Genomic DNA, 18,852 nt, shown 5'->3' on the forward strand with positions numbered 1-18,852 from the left:
CCAGATGATTACGAAAACAAGCAAGAATGCTGCACGTCTTAAAAGACACGGTCGTGTTCGCGCGAAGCTTTCAGGAACCCCTGAGAGACCTCGTCTAAATGTTTTCCGTTCAAACAAACATATTTACGCACAAGTGATTGATGACGTGAACGGTGTTACACTTGTGAGTGCATCTACTCTTGATAAAGACTTTAACGCTGAAAATGTCAGCGATACGTCTGCGGCTGCAAAAGTTGGCGAGCTTGTTGCAAAACGCGCTTCTGAAAAAGGTATCACAAATGTCGTGTTCGACCGTGGCGGTTACCTTTATCATGGACGTGTAAAAGCATTGGCTGATGCTGCACGCGAAGCTGGATTAGAATTTTAATAAAAGAAGGAGGGACATATGAATATGCGTCGTATTGACCCAAGCAAATTAGAGTTAGAAGAACGCTTAGTTACCGTTAACCGCGTAGCGAAAGTTGTTAAAGGTGGTCGTCGTTTCCGTTTCGCAGCTCTAGTCGTTGTCGGTGACAAAAACGGTCACGTTGGTTTCGGAACTGGTAAAGCACAAGAAGTTCCGGAAGCGATTCGCAAAGCTGTTGAAGATGCGAAAAAGAATTTGATCGAAGTACCAATGGTTGGAACTACAATTCCACACGAAATCATCGGACGTTTCGGTGCAGGAAACATCTTGTTAAAACCTGCTTCTGAAGGTACGGGAGTTATCGCTGGAGGCCCAGTACGTGCGGTACTTGAGCTTGCAGGTGTAGCTGATATCCTTTCTAAGTCTTTAGGTTCTAACACACCGATCAACATGATCCGTGCAACAGTCCAAGGTTTAAGCGAGCTGAAACGCGCTGAGGACGTTGCGAAGCTTCGTGGAAAATCTGTAGAAGAACTGTTAGGATAAGGAGGGAACATTAATGGCTAAATTAGAAATTACCCTCAAACGCAGTGTAATCGGACGCCCGGAAGATCAGCGCATTACTGTAAGAACGCTCGGTTTAAAGAAAACAAACCAAACTGTCGTTCATGAAGACAACGCTGCAATCCGCGGTATGATTAACAAAGTATCTCATTTAGTTTCTGTTAAAGAACTTTAAAAATAAACGATAGGCTAAGGAGGTGTCCAAATGAAACTTCATGAATTAAAGCCCGCAGAAGGTTCACGTAAAACGCGCAACCGCGTAGGTCGTGGTATTGGTTCTGGTAACGGTAAAACAGCAGGTAAAGGTCATAAAGGTCAAAACGCTCGTTCTGGCGGCGGTGTACGTCCTGGATTCGAGGGTGGACAAATGCCTTTATTCCAACGTCTTCCTAAGCGCGGTTTCACAAACATCAACCGCAAGGATTTCGCTGTGGTCAACCTAGACAAACTCAACAGCTTTGCAGAAGGGACGGAAGTTACTCCTGAACTTCTTTTAGAAACAGGTGTAATCAGCAAGTTGAAATCTGGAGTGAAAATTCTTGGCGACGGTAAATTAGAAAAGAAATTAACTGTTAAAGCCAATAAATTCTCCGCTTCTGCTAAACAAGCAATTGAGGCTGCTGGCGGTACAGCTGAGGTGATCTAACTTGTTTAAGACAATCTCCAATTTTATGCGTGTGAAGGATATTCGGAATAAGATTATCTTCACTCTTTTAATGCTTATCGTCTTTCGTCTCGGTTCGTTCATTCCTGTGCCGCATGTAAACACAGAAGTTTTAAAGGCACAGGATCAAATGAGCGTATTTGGGATTCTAAACACATTTGGCGGCGGTGCATTGTTCAACTTCTCCATTCTTGCGATGGGAATCATGCCTTACATCACAGCTTCAATCATCATTCAGCTCCTGCAGATGGATGTTGTGCCGAAGTTTACCGAATGGTCTAAGCAAGGAGAAGTTGGTCGCCGAAAACTAGCTCAGTTCACAAGGTACTTCACAATCGTTCTTGGATTTATCCAGGCTTTAGGTATGTCTTACGGGTTTAACAACATGGCCGGCGGCGCGTTGATTACAAACCCTGGAGTCGGTACTTATTTGCTTATTGCGGTTGTACTAACTGCTGGAACTGCTTTTTTAATGTGGCTGGGAGAACAAATTACGTCTCATGGCGTTGGTAACGGAATATCCATTATCATCTTCGCCGGTATCGTTGCCGGCATTCCGCAGACGATTAATCAGATCTACGCTCAGCAGTTTGTAGATGCTGGAGATCAGTTATTCTTGCAAATCATAAAGGTTGTCGTTATATTGGTTGCGATTTTGGCGATTGTCGTTGGCGTTATTTTCATCCAACAGGCAGTTAGAAAAATTTCAATTCAATATGCGAAAGGTTCAGGCCGTTCACCGGTTCCTGGCGGCCAGTCTACACACTTGCCACTGAAGGTTAACCCGGCGGGAGTTATTCCGGTTATCTTTGCAGTAGCGTTTATCACCACTCCGCGGACCGTGGCAACATTTTTTGGTACCAATGACGTCACGAATTGGATTCAAAAAACGTTTGATTACACGCATCCAGTCGGAATGGGAGTTTACGCGGCATTGATCATCGCCTTTACCTATTTCTATGCATTTGTGCAGGTAAACCCTGAGCAAATGGCCGATAATCTTAAAAAACAAGGTGGCTATATTCCGGGAGTTCGTCCAGGAAAAATGACTCAAGATAGAATTACGAGCATTTTGTATCGACTTACATTTGTAGGCTCCATATTCTTGGCCGTGATTGCCATTCTTCCTGTCTTGTTCGTTAATATTGCTGGGCTGCCTTCATCTGCACAAATTGGCGGAACAAGTTTGCTGATTGTCATCGGGGTTGCACTTGAAACAATGAAGCAGCTTGAAAGCCAGCTGGTAAAACGAAACTATCGTGGATTTATGAAGCACTAGAGGAAATGGGGCGCGCCCATTCCCTCTAAAATAGAGAGGACGGGGAATCCGAAATGAACTTAGTCTTAATGGGACTGCCTGGAGCCGGTAAAGGGACACAGGCTGAACGGATTGTTGAAGATTTTGGGATACCTCATATCTCAACAGGAGACATGTTCCGCGCTGCGATGAAAGAAGAAACGGATCTGGGACTCGAAGCCAAATCATACATTGATAAAGGTGAGCTTGTTCCGGATGAAGTGACAATTGGTATTGTCAGGGAGAGACTTGGCAAGAATGATTGTGACGGAGGTTTTCTTCTGGACGGATTTCCGAGAACAGTCGCTCAAGCTGAAGCACTTGAGGAAATTCTTAAAGGACTTGGCAAGTCGATTGACCATGTCATCAACATTCAAGTCGATAAAGATGCATTGATGGAACGTCTGACAGGACGCAGAATCTGCAAAAACTGCGGTGCAACTTATCATTTAGTCTTTAATCCGCCTGCGAAAGAAAATGTATGCGACAAGTGTGGAGGAGAGCTTTATCAGCGTGAAGACGATAATGAAGCTACCGTATCCACGCGGTTAGAGGTCAACATGAAGCAAACCCAGCCTTTACTCGATTTCTACGAGGAAAAAGGATATCTCGTAAACATTGACGGGCAAAAGCACATCAATGAAGTTTACGCTGATATAAAGGAGCTTCTCGGAGGCCGGGACAAATGATTATTTGTAAAACTCCCCGAGAAATCGAAATCATGCGGGAAGCCGGAAGAATTGTCGCTTTAACTCATCAGGAGCTGAAAAAGCACATTAAACCCGGCATCTCGACAAAAGAACTGGATCAAATTGCCGAACGTTTTATTACAAAGCAAGGTGCAATCCCGTCTTTTAAAGGGTATAATGGTTTTCGCGGGAGCATTTGCGTTTCGGTCAACGAAGAACTCGTGCACGGTATTCCGGGAAAACGGGTCCTTCGCGACGGGGACATCATCAGCATCGATATCGGTGCGAAGCTGAACGGTTATCATGGTGACTCTGCATGGACTTATCCAGTGGGTACGATCAGCGATGATGATCAGAAGCTGCTGGATGTGACAGAGGAGTCTTTATATAGAGGCTTGAAGGAAGCAAAACCGGGAGAACGTTTGTCGAATATTTCCCACGCAATTCAAACATATGTCGAAAGCGAACAATTTTCAGTCGTCAGGGAATATGTAGGACACGGGGTAGGGCAGGATCTGCATGAGGATCCGCAAATTCCTCACTACGGTCCGCCGAACAAAGGCCCGCGTTTAAAGCCTGGCATGGTCCTGGCCATTGAGCCGATGGTCAATGCAGGCACACGCTATGTCAAAACATTGGCTGACAACTGGACGGTTGTAACTGTGGACGGGAAGAAGTGTGCTCACTTTGAACACACGATTGCCATAACGGAAGCCGGTTTTGAGATACTGACAAAAGCCTAGGTGAAATGAGATGTATCGGAAATCACCTGAAATTGGACAGTTCGTACGCATAATTAAAGGCCGCGAAATGAACCAATACGCAGTTGTTATTGATATAGTCGATCATCATCATGTGCTGGTAGCAGACGGAGAAAAGCGTAAATTTCATTCTCCTAAGAAAAAGAATATCAATCATTTAACCTTTTATGATTGCGTATCTCCGGAAGTTCAGAACAGTATAAACGAAACAGGGCGTGTGACAAACGGAAAATTGAGATTTTCTCTTTTGAAATTTGTCAGAGAGCAAGTTACTGATTTGAAGAAGGGAGAACACTTGAATGGCGAAAGACGATGTAATTGAAGTGGAAGGTACTGTAGTCGAAACGCTGCCAAACGCAATGTTCAAAGTTGAACTTGAGAATGGCCATACGGTTTTGGCTCACGTATCTGGTAAAATCCGCATGCACTTCATTCGCATTTTACCTGGAGACAAAGTTACGGTAGAATTATCTCCATATGACTTAACTCGTGGTAGAATTACGTACCGTTACAAATAAAGCACTCCGGAAATTGAAGGAGGTTGGAAACACATGAAAGTGAGACCATCAGTTAAACCGATCTGTGAAAAATGTAAGGTCATTCGCAGAAAAGGAAAAGTAATGGTGATCTGTGAAAATCCAAAGCATAAACAAAAACAAGGATAATTTTTAAGGAGGTGCGAGAGAGATGGCTCGTATTGCTGGTGTAGATATCCCACGTGATAAACGTGTTGTTATTTCATTAACATACATCTTTGGAATCGGTCGTACAACGGCTCAGCAAGTTCTAAAAGAAGCTGGAGTTTCTGAAGATACTCGCGTTCGTGATTTGACTGAAGAAGAACTTGGTAAAATCCGTGACGTGATTGACAAATTGAAAGTTGAAGGTGACCTTCGCCGTGAAGTGTCTCTTAACATCAAACGTCTGATCGAAATCGGAAGCTACCGCGGAATTCGTCATCGTCGCGGATTGCCTGTTCGCGGTCAAAATACTAAAAATAACGCGCGTACTCGTAAAGGTCCGCGTCGTACTGTAGCTAACAAGAAAAAATAAGCAAGGGAGGTAATTAAACAATGGCTGCTGCTCGTAAAACAAACACGCGTAAACGCCGCGTGAAAAAGAATATTGAATCTGGAATTGCTCATATCCGTTCAACTTTCAACAACACGATTGTTACTATCACAGATGTTCATGGCAATGCTCTTTCTTGGTCAAGTGCCGGATCTCTAGGATTTAAAGGTTCTAAAAAATCCACTCCATTCGCTGCACAAATGGCTGCTGAAACAGCTGCTAAAGGTTCTATCGAACATGGACTTAAAACTCTTGAAGTTACTGTAAAAGGACCAGGTTCCGGCCGTGAAGCTGCAATTCGTGCACTTCAAGCTGCTGGACTGGAAGTTACAGCAATCAGAGACGTAACGCCTGTTCCTCATAACGGATGCCGTCCGCCAAAACGTCGCCGCGTGTAATTTGTTTGTATAGATTTTGTGTCCCTGTCAATAATGGGTTATGATACAGTTAATTTATAAAACGAATGCACACTCGTTGCCTGAGCACATACGGGACTAAACAATGGGGAATTTCGGATAGAATCAGAGAAATTCTTTCCGGGGTTTCGACGTTTTGAAGGAGGGTTTTATGAAATGATCGAGATTGAAAAACCAAAAATCGAAACGGTTGAAATCAGCGACGATGCCAAGTATGGTAAATTTGTCGTAGAGCCACTTGAGCGTGGATATGGTACAACTTTGGGTAACTCCTTACGTCGTATCCTTTTATCCTCACTCCCTGGTGCCGCTGTAACATCGATCCAAATAGATGGTGTACTGCATGAATTCTCGACGATCGAAGGCGTAGTTGAAGATGTTACAACGATTATCTTAAACATTAAAAAACTTGCACTGAAAATCTACTCTGAAGAAGAGAAGACGCTTGAGATTGATGTTCAGGGTGAAGGAGTTGTAACAGCTGCTGATATTACCCACGACAGTGATGTTGAGATTTTGAATCCTGATCTTCACATTGCGACTCTTGGCCAAAATGCGAGTTTTCGAGTTCGCTTAACCGCTCAAAGAGGTCGCGGGTATACACCAGCTGACTCGAATAAAAGAGACGATCAGCCGATTGGCGTCATCCCGATTGATTCCATCTTTACACCTGTTTCTCGTGTATCTTATCAAGTTGAGAATACTCGTGTGGGTCAGATTACAAACTATGACAAACTTACGCTTGACGTATGGACAGATGGAAGCACTGGACCAAAAGAAGCGATTGCGCTTGGTTCAAAGATTTTGACTGAACACCTTAATATTTTTGTCGGTTTGACCGACGAAGCTCAGCATGCTGAAATCATGGTTGAAAAAGAAGAGGATCAAAAAGAAAAAGTTCTTGAAATGACTATTGAAGAGCTCGATCTTTCAGTCCGTTCTTACAACTGCTTGAAGCGTGCGGGAATCAATACAGTTCAAGAACTTGCGAACAAAACTGAAGAAGATATGATGAAAGTTCGCAACCTGGGTCGCAAGTCGCTTGAAGAAGTAAAAGCGAAACTTGAAGAACTTGGACTTGGCCTTCGCAAAGACGATTGACTAGTTTCCATGTGAACTAGGATTTTCGTGTGTTTTTTATTTCAGATAGAGTATTTCAATAAAGGAGGGGACACCACATGTCATACAGAAAACTAGGACGCACTAGTGCACAGCGTAAAGCAATGCTGCGTGATCTTACAACAGACTTGATCATCAACGAGAGAATTGAAACAACAGAAGCTCGCGCGAAAGAACTTCGCTCTGTTGTAGAAAAAATGATTACACTTGGCAAGCGCGGAGATTTACACGCACGCCGCCAAGCAGCTGCATACATCCGCAATGAGGTTGCAGATGCAGAGAAAGACCAAGATGCACTCCAAAAACTTTTCTCTGATGTAGCACCTCGTTATGAAGAGCGCCAAGGCGGATACACACGTATTATGAAGCTTGGTCCTCGCCGTGGTGACGGAGCACCAATGGCTATCATCGAATTGGTTTAATCACATATTTTGTGTGTCTAAAGAAGGGCGGGACAGTTTTTAACTGGATCTATGCCCTTTTTTTAGATACCGGGGAATTTTCTATGATAAAAGAATAGTCAGAAAAGCAGAGCTTTAGAGGAGAGGAGGCCGGACGGGCAAATGAATCAAGATCGATTAATCGCTGCAGAGGATATTACGTTTCGCTACCAGAAAGATGCGGACAGGCCTGCGCTTGATCATGTATCTTTCCATGTGTCGAAAGGAGAATGGCTTGCGATCGTAGGTCACAACGGCTCAGGGAAGTCGACGCTCGCCCGTGCTTTGAACGGTCTGATCCTGCCTGACGAAGGATCGATTGAAGTCGGCGGTATTCAGCTGACGGAAGAGACGGTCTGGGATGTCCGAAAAAAAGTCGGCATGGTGTTTCAAAATCCGGATAACCAATTTGTCGGGACAACCGTCCGCGATGATGTGGCTTTTGGTTTAGAAAACAACGGAGTTCCAAGAGAAGACATGGTGGAAAGGGTGGATTGGGCCGTTCAACAGGTGAACATGCAAGAATTTCTCGATCAAGAGCCGCACCATCTCTCTGGAGGGCAAAAGCAGCGTGTTGCGATTGCGGGAGTGCTTGCCGCCCGGCCTGACATCATGATTCTCGACGAGGCGACTTCCATGCTTGACCCGATGGGGCGGGAAGAAGTGCTGGATACGGTCAGAAGGCTGAAAGACCAAGGAATGGTTACGGTCATTTCGATTACACATGACTTAAACGAAGCTGCTAAGGCCGACCGGATCATCGTCATGAACGGCGGGAAAAAATTTGCCGAAGGCACGCCGCAGGAAGTCTTTCGTTTGAATCAAGACCTGATAAAAATCGGGCTTGATTTGCCGTTTTCTTTTCAGCTCAGCCAAATGCTGAAGGAAAGCGGTCTGGCTTTGAAAGGCGATCATCTGACACAAGAAGGATTGGTGAATGAGCTATGCACATTGAAATCAAAGATGTAGAGCACCGATACCAGATGAAAACGCCTTTTGAACGCCTGGCGATCTATGATGTCAACGCCGTGATTAACGAAGGAAGCTATGTCGCTGTGATCGGCCATACAGGATCGGGAAAATCGACATTGCTTCAGCACCTGAACGGGCTTTTAAAGCCGACAAAAGGACAGATACGCCTCGGCGGGGACGTTCTTGAAGCAGGCAAAAAGAATAAACACTTAAAAGCTTTGCGGAAAAAGGTCGGGATTGTCTTTCAGTTTCCTGAACATCAGCTGTTTGAAGAAACAATTTTAAAGGACATCTCATTCGGCCCGATCAATTTCGGCATGAGCCGGGAGAATGCGGAAGAAAAGGCGAGGGAAATGCTGAAGCTTGTAGGTTTGGATGAGGAGCTGTCCGACAGGTCTCCGTTTGAACTAAGCGGCGGGCAAATGCGCCGCGTGGCTATTGCGGGCGTGCTGGCGATGGAGCCGGAGGTTCTCGTCCTCGATGAACCGACGGCAGGGCTTGACCCAAGAGGCCGCAAAGAGATCATGGACATGTTCTACAGCCTCCATAAGCAGAGGAAGCTGACGACGATTCTCGTCACCCACAGTATGGAAGATGCGGCGGCGTATGCAGATGAACTGATTGTGATGCATAAAGGCACGGTCAAAGCAAAAGGGACGCCGCGGGAGCTTTTTTCAAGGAAAGACGATATCGCTGCCTTAGGGCTTGATTTGCCGGAAACGATTAAATTCCAAAAACGTCTTGAAGAAACGCTGGGCATTACGTTCAAAGCGCCGATCTTGACGATTGAAGAAGCAGCCTCCGAAATTAAAGCTCTGTTTCAGGAGGAAAATGCCCTATGATGGACAATATCATTATCGGCAAATATGTACCCGGGACATCGATCGTTCACCGGCTTGATCCGCGTACAAAGCTGTTAACCATTTTCCTTTTTGTCTTTATCGTTTTTTTCGCGAATAATACGGAAACATATGCACTGCTCGGCCTGTTTACGGTCGCAGCCGCAGCTTTGTCGGGCGTTCCGGTGCGATTCCTTTTAAAAGGGATGAAGCCGGTGTTCTGGATTGTGCTGTTTACGTTTCTGCTTCATATTTTTATGACAAGGGAAGGACCGGTTCTCGCCGATTTCGGCTTGTTTAAAATTTATGAGCAGGGGCTTGTACAAGGGATTTTTATTTCGCTGCGCTTTGTTTACCTCATCATGATCACAACGATTTTAACATTGACGACGACTCCAATCGAAGTGACCGATGGTTTGGAGCATTTGCTCGGTCCATTTAAAAAGTTGAAGCTTCCCGTTCATGAACTCGCTCTCATGATGTCCATCTCCCTCAGATTTATACCGACTCTGATCGAAGAGACGGATAAGATCATGAAAGCGCAAATGGCAAGAGGCGTCGATTTTACGAACGGCCCGGTCAAAGAACGTGTCAAAGCGATCGTTCCCCTTCTTGTTCCGCTGTTTGTCAGTGCCTTTAAAAGAGCCGAAGAGCTTGCAACCGCGATGGAGGCGCGAGGATACAGGGGAGGGGAAGGCCGTACAAAATACAGGCAGCTGACATGGAAATGGAAGGATACTTCCGTGCTCCTCATTTTAGCTGGTCTTGGCGTATTGCTAATTTTATTGCGGACTTAGGTGATAGACGATGAGAATGAAGTGCACGATTTCATATGACGGACACCTTTTTTACGGCTACCAAGTGCAGCCTGGTCAAAGAACGGTGCAGGATGAGCTTGAAAAAGCGCTGCAAACACTCCATAAAGCGAAAGAGCGTATTCCCGTCGTTTCATCCGGGCGCACCGACAGCGGCGTCCACGCGGTCGGACAGACGATTCATTTTGACAGTCCGCTATCCATCCCTGAGGCGAAATGGCCGTATGCTTTAAATGCCCTGCTGCCTGGTGATATATCGGTCCACAAGGCGGAAGCTGTCGATGATCAATTTCATGCGAGGTTTTCTGCAAAAAGAAAAGAATACCGGTATATGATTTACAGGGGCAGACATCCGGACGTTTTTAAACGCCACTATGCATACCATGTTCCGTATGACCTTGATATGGAAAAAGTCAAAGAAGCCTCCCGCTATCTGGTCGGAACCCATGATTTCACAAGCTTTTGTGCGACCAAAACCGAAGTGAAGGACAAAGTCAGAACGGTCTATGAACTGGAATGGTCTGACACAGGGGACGGCCTGCAGATGAGGATTGTGGGCAGCGGATTTTTGTATAACATGGTTAGAATCATTGCAGGCACGCTTCTGGATGTAGGAACCGGCAAATTTTCCCCTGGAGACATTGAAAAGATGATTCTTGCCAGAAGCCGCGATGCCGCAGGGCGCACTGCACCGGCGCACGGCTTGTATTTATGGCGTGTTATCTATGACAACTAAACCAGGTGTAACATTTTCTTGACAGAGAGTACAGAAAGTTATAAGATATCATATGGTATGTATTTCAACCCCACGATAAGCCCCGGAAACTTATTGTGTTTTGAAATAGAACGTAATTGAAGTTTATTGAAAATGGCAGATTTATTTAGGAGGGAAATTTAATGCGTACAACACCTATGGCTAACGCAAGTAATATTGAACGCAAGTGGTTAGTTGTTGATGCTGCTGGCAAGACGCTAGGACGTCTTTCTACAGAAGTTGCATCTATCCTTCGCGGAAAACATAAACCAACTTACACACCACACGTTGACACTGGAGATCATGTGATCATCATCAACGCTGAAAAAATCGAGTTAACTGGTAAAAAGTTAACGGACAAAATTTACTACCGTCACACTCAACATCCAGGCGGTTTAAAATCAAGAACTGCTCTTGAAATGCGTACAAACTACCCTGAGAAAATGCTTGAACTTGCGATCAAAGGCATGCTTCCAAAGGGTTCTCTAGGTCGTCAAATGTTCAAAAAATTGAACGTATACCGTGGTTCTGAGCATCCACACGAAGCACAAAAACCTGAAGTTTACGAACTTCGCGGTTAATTAAAAAGGAGGTTACCAATTTGGCACAGGTTCAATATTACGGTACTGGCCGTCGTAAAAGCTCTGTAGCGCGTGTGCGCTTAGTTCCAGGAGAAGGCCGTATCATCGTGAATAATCGTGAAATCAGCGAGCACATCCCATCTGCAGCTCTAATCGAAGATATCAAACAACCATTAAATTTGACTGAAACAGCTGGTACTTATGACGTTTTAGTAAACGTTCATGGAGGCGGCTTATCCGGTCAAGCCGGAGCAATCCGTCACGGTATCGCCCGTGCTTTGCTTGAAGCAGATCCGGAATACCGTTCAACTCTAAAACGTGCCGGTCTACTGACTCGTGACGCACGTATGAAAGAACGTAAAAAATACGGACTTAAAGGCGCACGCCGTGCACCTCAGTTCTCAAAACGTTAATTTATGGCGTTTCAAAGGCTCTCAAGACTTTTGTCTTGGGGGTCTTTTTTATTGCTGCCGTCCTACATATGAAGCGGATACCGGAACACGGTTCATCTCCCGCGCCCAGACGGATATTTGTCCGATGTGATGAATTTCATGGGCGATCAAATGCTTTAAAATGTCACCTTGTGTATAGGTATCTTCTGACCAAGACGTTTTGACAGGCTTTTGTTCGGCTGCGCTGGAAAAATGAAAAACCACGCTCTCAACTTCGGGACGATACGCTTCAGAAAACCTGATAATGTGCTGAATCGACGGGTAGTCGGAAAACTCGGGAGTGAAGTCCGGCTTGTCTAAAATGGCATACATCCAGCTCACCTCAACATCGACAATATGAAACAAGTTTTTCAAAATGCTTTCCATACCGCCTGAACGCCTCTTTTCGAGTTCCTCCGGCGGCTGCTTCAGGCACCAGTCAAACCACTCATCACGAACTTGCCAATTATACTGAAACAAACCTTTCATCTCATGCTCACCTCTCCTAATATGTTCGGCTTTTCGCTCTGTTTCCCTTCCCGGATTGCCAAGGATACACATTCATGATGTAATGAGTCTTACAAAGCATGAAGGAGAGAAAAGATGATTCAAACAATAATGAAACAGTTGCATACTGAATTAAAACAACATTTCCGTCCGTTTTTGAATCCTCCTGCGACAGAGGAAGACATTCAAAAAGCTGAAAATGAAATGGAAGTCACGTTTCCTGAAGAGCTCAGGGCGCTTTATCTTACCCATAATGGTGAAAAAGAATCGGGCCCCGGATTATTTTTCGGACTTCCTTTTCTTTCCTTGCAAGAAATGCTCACGGAGTGGCGAATATGGAAAGGGCTTGAAGGAGATGAAGAATTGGAAGAGATCGATGCATATTCGGTTCCGCCGTATTGGATTAAAGAGAAATATGCGAACCGCCGATGGATTCCGATTAGCAGGGATTACGGAGGAAATCATATTGGCGTAGACCTTGACCCTGATGAGGAGGGACAAGCCGGACAAGTGATCAATTTCGGACGCGACGAAGAAATAAAGTATGTGATTGCTCATCATGTGACAGATTTACTGATCCATATAACAAATACGCTCAAAAATGGTCATTATACGATTGATGAATATGATGATGCCGTCAGCTGGAGCTACGGCAAAGAGGAAGAGCTTCATTTCCTGGATGCCATCCGTTCCATGGAACTTCCGGTGCTGCATGCAAGACCGCAGGAAGCCGATCTTGAACATGCAGACCGATGGCTTCGTCAGCTGGGCGATCGCTGGACTGCGATTGTGAAAACGATGGCTGAAAGTCCAAAAGCATTTTGTAACAAGATAAAGCTGCGTTTAGCTGGCAGGGAGCTGACACACATTAAACCGCTATCAATCTGTACGGATATGAGGGAATTGAATTTAAGTGCAAATCGTATTCATGATTTAACGCCTTTGCAACGCATGATCTTTTTGAAAAAGCTTTACCTTGGAAATAACCCGGTAACAGATTTAACGCCAATCGCTCAATTGAAACATCTGCAGTATTTAAATGTGGAGAAAACATGCGTAACCGATTTGTCTCCGCTTGCGGATTTATCATCTTTGAGAGAATTGGATATGACGGATATTCAAGCTGCAGAATACACGCCGCTCATTTACTGTAAAAACCTTGAGTTTTTAAAGGTAAATGTTTGTAACGAAAAACAAATAAACGATATTTCTCAAATCAGCACGTTGAAACGATTACATATATGCGGAAGTGAACATGTATCCGAAGAAGAAATAAAAGCGATAGCAGGTTTGGAAACATTAAGGTCTTTAACGGTTGAAAATATTACGTTAGAAAACGTTGATTTCTTAGGCACGCTTCATACGCTTCAAACACTAACACTTATCAATTCTTCCGTTAAAGACGGAACCGTTCTTGCCGGCCTTGAACATCTGAAAAGACTGGAATTGGATGGTTCTGAAATCGCAAACCTTAAAGTGGTGGCGCAGTCGCCTTCGTTAGAGGAGTTTACCGGTTCTTTTGACCAATTTTATGTATTGAAGGACATATGCAAGAAAAAAGTGGATTTCTCTAAAGTAATTGGCGACATGTCTGAAGAGGAAGAGGAGATTTGGAGCAGCTATGTGAGTGAATAGTTTTTCATCTCGCGGCTCCTAATATTTTCGGCTTCTTCCTCCGTTTCCCTTCCTTAGAAAAGCATGATTTCCGGCTCCTGACTGCACAATACAAGGTAAAAAGGAGGCGGTTCTATGGGGACGGTCGTATCTTTTAACAATGAAAAACAAAAGAAGCAGATCAATTTGGAAAAAAAGCTTCTGCGCGAACTGTCTTTGGAAAAAATGCTGAATTCTGCGGAGGAATGCTTTGCTCCTCTTTTTCATTTTTTTTCTAAGCACACGGATATTTTGTATGACGGCTGCATCGATTTTGCCATTGAGGCCTATTTGCTGGGAGCCGAGTACGGAAAGTTCGGCTATCACGGAGAGCCCGTTCAACGAGCGATGGTCCGCTCAGAAAAAGAAGAAAAACAGCTTCTGCACGAGCTTTATGAATATGCGGTGAGCTGGTCTGAGGCTTTTAATATTCAAGCGGCTCATGAACCGCTTTATTATGCTTGCGAATACTTCATCCAAAGCTGGTGGAAGGAAGGCTTCAGCGAGCGGGAAAGACGCTTTAAGCTTCGGCTCAGATAATTTATGTAAAAGTGCGGCCAAGCTGAATCATATTTCCTTTCCTTGTCCCATATGTTGTAGTAAGGACGAGCGGGAGGGAAAGGGATGAAGAAAAAAATAAAATGGCTCGGGTTTTTACTCGGCTTTGTCGTTTTATTATGTTTATTTCAATATCAATTCCACAATGATGATTCTTGGCGGTCATGGAATCTTCCGTTGAGCGGCAAGATCATTTATATTGATCCTGGACACGGGGGCGCGGATGGAGGAGCATCAAGCGGTGAACTCCTTGAAAAAGACGTGGCTCTTGAAGTATCCCTTAGAATCAGGGACTATCTCCAGGAACAGGGCGCCTTGGTGTTGCTGACGCGGGAGGACGATCATGATCTCGCTCCTGAAGAAACGAAGGGGCTCAGCAGAAGGAAAGCGGAAGACTTGCGGAAAAGGGTCGACATGATCAACAATTCTGAAGCCGACCTTTACCTCAGCATCCATTTGAATGCGATTCCTTCCGCGCGATGGAGCGGTGCGCAAAGCTTCTTTTACGGGCAATATGAAGAAAACGAACGGGCCGCCAAGTTTATTCAGGATGAATTAAGACATAATCTTGAAAACACGACGCGGAAGGCAAAGAGGATACACGGCATTTATTTGATGCAAAATGTGAAAAAGCCGGGGGCCCTCGTCGAGATCGGGTTTTTGTCAAATCCGAAAGAGGCAAAACAGCTGGCCACGCCAAAATATCAGGACAAAATCGCGGCATCCGTATATAAAGGCGTATTGCGCTACTTTACAGAAGACAGAGACCCTCCTGAATAAGAGGGTTTCTTTTTGTGTCAAAGACACTATAAGGAAAGATATGCTATACTTATTTTGTAAACGAATACAACAAAGGGTGAGATCAATGTTGCGAGAAGACGATGTAAAAAAAATAGTCGGCGATTTGGACGAGCCATTTCTTCACAAGCCGCTCAGAGAGCTGGATGCCGTCAAGGAGATTAAAATAAAACCCGAAAAACGGCACGTCAGCGTAAAGGTGGCGCTCGCAAAAACGGGATCTGCCGAACAAATGCAGCTTCAGCAGGAAATCGTCATACGGTTGAAAGAAGCCGGTGCAGAGACGGTCGGCCTGCGTTTTGAAGAGCTGCCTGAAGAAGTCGTGATGAGTTATCAAGAGTCTGCCCAAGGGCAGGATCAATCTCTGCTGAATAGTGAAAAACAGCCTGTTTTTTTAGCGGTGGCAAGCGGTAAAGGCGGCGTCGGCAAGTCGACGGTGTCGGTCAATTTGGCTGTGTCTCTGGCGCGAATCGGAAAGAAAGTCGGATTAATCGACGCCGATATTTACGGATTCAGCGTTCCGGATATGATGGGAATCACTGTACGGCCGACGATTGAAGGAGAAAAGGTCGTGCCGGTTGAAAGATTCGGAGTCAAAGTAATTTCGATGGGATTTTTTGTTGAAGACAATGCCCCTGTCATTTGGAGAGGCCCTATGCTTGGAAAAATGCTGAATAACTTCTTCCATGAGGTTGAATGGGGAGATGTCGATTATATTATCTTAGACCTGCCGCCGGGAACAGGCGATGTAGCGCTTGATGTTCACTCAATGCTTCCAAGCTGCAAAGAGGTGATCGTGTCGACGCCGCACCCTACTGCCGCGTTTGTCGCTGCAAGAGCGGGCGCGATGGCTTTGAAGACCGATCATGAAATCTTGGGAATCGTTGAAAATATGGCTTATTACGAAAGTGTCAAAACAGGCGAAAAGGAATACGTATTCGGCAAAGGCGGAGGCGAGAAACTCGCAGAAGAACTCGGCGTTCCGATTCTGGGCAAAATTCCGCTGAAGCAGCCGGATTGGGATGACAGCGAATTCGCGCCGTCCGTTTATGATGAAAACCACCCGACTGGCGCCATTTATTTAGATATCGCCAAAAAAATCGACGAAAGCATTGGCGTAAAAGCTTAAAGAGCATTAAAAGCTCCCTCCGCGGAAGAAGCTTTTAGTGAATGAAAAGCGGCTTAGCTTTGTTTTTCTTCGCCGCCTTTCATTTCTTCTTTCATGCTTTCAGAAGCAGCTTTTTTCAGTTCCTCTTCAAACTGCTTTCTGTAGAGCGGGCTTGACAGAGTGTCAGATATGACTTCCTGCAGGTGGGTTCGAAATTCCTGGCTTCTGACAAGTTCACCGTATTTTTTGGCCATTTCAGGATCTTGCATGACCTGCATCAGCATTTTTTGGTACTCAGGATCTTTCATCAGTTTTTTCAGCACTTTTTCATGTTCATTTTGAAGTGTTTTGGCAAAGCCTTCTGCGAATTTTGGATCTTCGAAGACTTTTTTCCAAAATTCAGCTCCTTTTTTGGAGGTCATTGTTTTTTCAACGGTTTCTTTGACGGTTTTTTCATCCATCACAAGTGTTTCATTTAATTTGTCATCATTTAATATTTCTTGAATCGCTTTTTTTCCGTCATCTGTCTTTAATATATCGACAACCATCTTTTTGGTTTGATCATAGTCCATCTCAGCTGCTTGGTCCGTGGGAGCACAAGCTGTTACAGATAGAAACAGAAAACAGCTTATCGATAGCATTGTGGTCTTGAACATGCTTAAGCTCCTTTCGAAAACTCGTCTTACCTTTAATATGAATGTCTTTTAAAAATTTATACATAACAAAATATCGCTGCTACAGCGGTTTATTTAGGGGTTGGGAAGTCTACAATGAAAAGCCGTAATCTCGTCCGATTTTTCTTTTCCGTGTTGGGTGTCGGAGCTTTGACTACAAGTATTGTCGGTTTTGCCATTGAGTGGGGAAGATATAAGGAGCTGTTTCTTTCCTTCGAGGTATTGGAGATTCTTTCTGTTCTGTTTTGGTTTATCGGGGTTGGCATGATCTTTAGCGTGATTGCTCAAATGGGGTTTGTGATTTTCTTAACGATTCACCGTTTTGCACTGGAAATCTTCAGATCTCATTCTTTGTGGAACTCGATTCAGCTGTTTTTGATTGTATTTGTCGCGTTTGATTTGGTTTACTTGCGTTTTCTGTTTTTTGAAAAAGAGGGAGGCTCCATCATTTCGTATATTTGGCTGCCGCTCTTTATTTTAGCGGTAAGCATTGCGGCCGCATATGCAAAGCAAAAACAGTCCTCTAAAAAAACGTTCGTTTCCGCATTATTTCTAATGTTTGTTTTTACTGTGATGGAGTGGTTCCCGGCGTTAAGGGTCAATGAAGAGGACTGGCTCTATTTAATGCTGCTTCCTTTATTAGCCTGCAACGCTTTTCAACTTTTAATGCTCCCAAAATTTCAGGCCCGCGCTTAGACCGGTTGCTATTTTACTTCTGATGATTTTGCATCCGTATTTGCGATTAAATCGCTGACGGTTACATTTTTGAGTCCCTTGCTTCTGAGGTGGTGCACGATCTCAGGCAGGGCTTCTTTTGTTTGTTTGGCCGAATCTGAAGCGTGAAAGAGCACGATATCACCAGCGCTCACCGTTTCATTTACGTTTTGTACGATCTTTTGAACCCCCGGGTTCGTCCAGTCATCCGAATTAATACTGTAGTGAACGACGGTATAGCCGTACTGTTTAGCGACATCGAGTACGTCTTTATTAAACTGGCCGGTCGGCGGCCTTAAAAGCGTGAGATCCTCAAGACCGAGTTTTTGAAAAGAGTTTTGTGCTTTTGTTAAGTCTTTTTTGATTTCGCTTTTCTTCATTTGCGAATAGTTTTTATAAGCATAACCCATGCTCCCGATCTGATGACCGTCTTTACGGATTCTTTCCACGACATCCGGATGGCGCTCCGCCCATGAAGCTGAAAGAAAAAAGGTCGCATCTTTAATACCGTTTGCTTTTAATGTATCTAAAATAGGCATGGCCTTTTGATCTCCCCAGCTGATATTAAAGGTAAGAGCGACTTCGTTTGTATCTGAGTCTCCTCTATATACCGCTTTTGCTCCGCTTTCTGTAGAAAACACAGGAAGAGGGAGCAGGTTTTGTACATAAAAAAAGCTTGCTGTCGCAAAAGCGGCTATCATAATAATGATTAACTGCTTAATCCGTTTCATATGCCACACATAAAAATGGTTCACAGAGAAACTCCTCCTTGTCCATGCTGCTTTGTATTCATCCTATGCTTGTTTAAAATAGAACATAACAATAATTCATCTTAAGAAAAAAATTAAAAAGAGGGTTGACCAGATTTGAATTAACATGTTATATTATTATTCGTCGCTGATAAACAGCTGACATGAAAAAGCTCCAACAAATAATTTTGAAAAAAGTTATTGACAAATATGTGGGCTTGATGTTATATTATTAAAGCCGCTGAACGAAGCGGAAATGATCTTTGAAAACTAAACAAGACAAACGTACCTGTTAATTCATTAAATAAATCGCACATTTGTTGTGCGTAGTC

General features: G+C 44.3%; 28 protein-coding genes. 25 read left to right on the forward strand and 3 right to left on the reverse strand.

Annotation, left to right across the window (positions count from 1 at the left end; all coding sequences use genetic code 11):
• Positions 1–4: 4 nt before the first annotated feature.
• From rplR to rpsI, 20 genes are all read left to right on the forward strand, one after another.
• Entirely contained in the window at positions 5–367 is a 363-nt protein-coding gene (gene rplR / locus QMZ64_RS19595; RefSeq protein ID WP_301441525.1) for a 50S ribosomal protein L18, read from the forward strand.
• A 24-nt stretch (positions 368–391) separates the two neighbouring features.
• On the forward strand, positions 392–892 hold the full coding sequence (gene rpsE / locus QMZ64_RS19600) for a 30S ribosomal protein S5 (RefSeq protein WP_023855910.1): 501 nt from the start codon (positions 392–394) through the stop codon (positions 890–892).
• A gap of 13 nt (positions 893–905) precedes the next feature.
• Entirely contained in the window at positions 906–1,085 is a 180-nt protein-coding gene (gene rpmD / locus QMZ64_RS19605) for a 50S ribosomal protein L30 (protein WP_003178363.1), read from the forward strand.
• A gap of 30 nt (positions 1,086–1,115) precedes the next feature.
• Entirely contained in the window at positions 1,116–1,556 is a 441-nt protein-coding gene (rplO, locus tag QMZ64_RS19610) for a 50S ribosomal protein L15 (protein ID WP_026586056.1), read from the forward strand.
• 1 nt (position 1,557) lies between these two features.
• Positions 1,558–2,853 carry a preprotein translocase subunit SecY gene (gene secY, locus QMZ64_RS19615; protein ID WP_020449870.1) on the forward strand — a complete coding sequence of 432 codons (1,296 nt, stop codon included), beginning with the start codon at positions 1,558–1,560 and terminating at the stop codon, positions 2,851–2,853.
• Positions 2,854–2,906: 53 nt separating this feature from the next.
• Positions 2,907–3,560, forward strand: a complete 654-nt coding sequence (locus tag QMZ64_RS19620; protein ID WP_265625134.1) for an adenylate kinase — start codon at positions 2,907–2,909, stop codon at positions 3,558–3,560.
• Entirely contained in the window at positions 3,557–4,303 is a 747-nt protein-coding gene (map, locus tag QMZ64_RS19625; RefSeq protein WP_023855909.1) for a type I methionyl aminopeptidase, read from the forward strand. Before QMZ64_RS19620 ends, map begins: the two co-directional genes overlap by 4 nt.
• Before the next feature lie 10 nt (positions 4,304–4,313).
• Positions 4,314–4,643, forward strand: a complete 330-nt coding sequence (locus tag QMZ64_RS19630) for a KOW domain-containing RNA-binding protein (RefSeq protein WP_165425834.1) — start codon at positions 4,314–4,316, stop codon at positions 4,641–4,643.
• Positions 4,621–4,839, forward strand: coding sequence for a translation initiation factor IF-1 (infA, locus tag QMZ64_RS19635; RefSeq protein WP_003178377.1), 219 nt, complete (start codon positions 4,621–4,623; stop codon positions 4,837–4,839). The genes QMZ64_RS19630 and infA overlap by 23 nt, the downstream gene beginning before the upstream one ends.
• Before the next feature lie 33 nt (positions 4,840–4,872).
• Complete coding sequence (gene rpmJ, locus QMZ64_RS19640; RefSeq protein ID WP_003156543.1) at positions 4,873–4,986, forward strand: 50S ribosomal protein L36; 114 nt, start codon at positions 4,873–4,875, stop codon at positions 4,984–4,986.
• A gap of 22 nt (positions 4,987–5,008) precedes the next feature.
• Entirely contained in the window at positions 5,009–5,374 is a 366-nt protein-coding gene (gene rpsM, locus QMZ64_RS19645; RefSeq protein WP_006640338.1) for a 30S ribosomal protein S13, read from the forward strand.
• A gap of 20 nt (positions 5,375–5,394) precedes the next feature.
• A complete protein-coding gene (gene rpsK, locus QMZ64_RS19650) occupies positions 5,395–5,790 on the forward strand; it encodes a 30S ribosomal protein S11 (RefSeq protein ID WP_020449874.1) in 396 nt (131 codons plus the stop codon).
• A gap of 174 nt (positions 5,791–5,964) precedes the next feature.
• A complete protein-coding gene (locus QMZ64_RS19655; protein WP_043925518.1) occupies positions 5,965–6,909 on the forward strand; it encodes a DNA-directed RNA polymerase subunit alpha in 945 nt (314 codons plus the stop codon).
• Positions 6,910–6,986: 77 nt separating this feature from the next.
• Positions 6,987–7,349: a 50S ribosomal protein L17 gene (rplQ, locus tag QMZ64_RS19660; protein WP_020449876.1), complete on the forward strand. Its 363-nt coding sequence runs from the start codon at positions 6,987–6,989 to the stop codon at positions 7,347–7,349.
• A 141-nt stretch (positions 7,350–7,490) separates the two neighbouring features.
• Complete coding sequence (locus QMZ64_RS19665; protein WP_243944436.1) at positions 7,491–8,336, forward strand: energy-coupling factor ABC transporter ATP-binding protein; 846 nt, start codon at positions 7,491–7,493, stop codon at positions 8,334–8,336.
• Positions 8,312–9,181 carry an energy-coupling factor ABC transporter ATP-binding protein gene (locus tag QMZ64_RS19670; RefSeq protein WP_265625133.1) on the forward strand — a complete coding sequence of 290 codons (870 nt, stop codon included), beginning with the start codon at positions 8,312–8,314 and terminating at the stop codon, positions 9,179–9,181. Before QMZ64_RS19665 ends, QMZ64_RS19670 begins: the two co-directional genes overlap by 25 nt.
• Complete coding sequence (locus QMZ64_RS19675) at positions 9,178–9,975, forward strand: energy-coupling factor transporter transmembrane component T family protein (protein ID WP_265625132.1); 798 nt, start codon at positions 9,178–9,180, stop codon at positions 9,973–9,975. Before QMZ64_RS19670 ends, QMZ64_RS19675 begins: the two co-directional genes overlap by 4 nt.
• Before the next feature lie 10 nt (positions 9,976–9,985).
• Positions 9,986–10,729: a tRNA pseudouridine(38-40) synthase TruA gene (gene truA, locus QMZ64_RS19680; protein WP_265625131.1), complete on the forward strand. Its 744-nt coding sequence runs from the start codon at positions 9,986–9,988 to the stop codon at positions 10,727–10,729.
• A 161-nt stretch (positions 10,730–10,890) separates the two neighbouring features.
• A complete protein-coding gene (rplM, locus tag QMZ64_RS19685; protein ID WP_020449881.1) occupies positions 10,891–11,328 on the forward strand; it encodes a 50S ribosomal protein L13 in 438 nt (145 codons plus the stop codon).
• Between the two features lie 20 nt (positions 11,329–11,348).
• Positions 11,349–11,741, forward strand: coding sequence for a 30S ribosomal protein S9 (rpsI, locus tag QMZ64_RS19690; RefSeq protein WP_020449882.1), 393 nt, complete (start codon positions 11,349–11,351; stop codon positions 11,739–11,741).
• 48 nt (positions 11,742–11,789) lie between these two features.
• On the opposite strand, the gene QMZ64_RS19695 is transcribed toward rpsI, so the two are convergent.
• Positions 11,790–12,248: a DinB family protein gene (locus tag QMZ64_RS19695; protein ID WP_265625037.1), complete on the reverse strand. Its 459-nt coding sequence runs from the start codon at positions 12,246–12,248 to the stop codon at positions 11,790–11,792.
• Positions 12,249–12,362: 114 nt separating this feature from the next.
• Here QMZ64_RS19695 and QMZ64_RS19700 point away from each other — a divergent pair, with 114 nt between their 5' ends.
• The 4 genes from QMZ64_RS19700 (at position 12,363) to QMZ64_RS19715 (ending at position 16,404) form a co-directional block, all read left to right on the forward strand.
• The gene (locus QMZ64_RS19700; protein ID WP_265625036.1) at positions 12,363–13,901 is read left to right on the forward strand and encodes an SMI1/KNR4 family protein; all 1,539 of its coding nucleotides are present in this window, start codon (positions 12,363–12,365) and stop codon (positions 13,899–13,901) included.
• A gap of 114 nt (positions 13,902–14,015) precedes the next feature.
• The gene (locus QMZ64_RS19705; protein WP_020449901.1) at positions 14,016–14,459 is read left to right on the forward strand and encodes a YbaK family protein; all 444 of its coding nucleotides are present in this window, start codon (positions 14,016–14,018) and stop codon (positions 14,457–14,459) included.
• Positions 14,460–14,543: 84 nt separating this feature from the next.
• Positions 14,544–15,257 carry an N-acetylmuramoyl-L-alanine amidase CwlD gene (gene cwlD, locus QMZ64_RS19710; protein WP_265625035.1) on the forward strand — a complete coding sequence of 238 codons (714 nt, stop codon included), beginning with the start codon at positions 14,544–14,546 and terminating at the stop codon, positions 15,255–15,257.
• A gap of 85 nt (positions 15,258–15,342) precedes the next feature.
• Positions 15,343–16,404: an Mrp/NBP35 family ATP-binding protein gene (locus tag QMZ64_RS19715; RefSeq protein ID WP_243944449.1), complete on the forward strand. Its 1,062-nt coding sequence runs from the start codon at positions 15,343–15,345 to the stop codon at positions 16,402–16,404.
• 53 nt (positions 16,405–16,457) lie between these two features.
• On the opposite strand, the gene gerD is transcribed toward QMZ64_RS19715, so the two are convergent.
• Complete coding sequence (gene gerD, locus QMZ64_RS19720) at positions 16,458–17,039, reverse strand: spore germination lipoprotein GerD (protein WP_145651069.1); 582 nt, start codon at positions 17,037–17,039, stop codon at positions 16,458–16,460.
• A 114-nt stretch (positions 17,040–17,153) separates the two neighbouring features.
• Between gerD and QMZ64_RS19725 the strand changes: the two genes are divergently transcribed.
• On the forward strand, positions 17,154–17,753 hold the full coding sequence (locus QMZ64_RS19725; RefSeq protein ID WP_265625033.1) for a KinB-signaling pathway activation protein: 600 nt from the start codon (positions 17,154–17,156) through the stop codon (positions 17,751–17,753).
• Between the two features lie 8 nt (positions 17,754–17,761).
• Here QMZ64_RS19725 and pdaB read toward each other — a convergent pair whose 3' ends face one another.
• Positions 17,762–18,526, reverse strand: a complete 765-nt coding sequence (gene pdaB, locus QMZ64_RS19730; RefSeq protein ID WP_020449906.1) for a polysaccharide deacetylase family sporulation protein PdaB — start codon at positions 18,524–18,526, stop codon at positions 17,762–17,764.
• Positions 18,527–18,852 lie beyond the last annotated feature (326 nt).

It is taken from the genome of Bacillus sp. LB7, assembly GCF_030449715.1.
GTDB classification, from domain to species: domain Bacteria; phylum Bacillota; class Bacilli; order Bacillales; family Bacillaceae; genus Bacillus; species Bacillus paralicheniformis.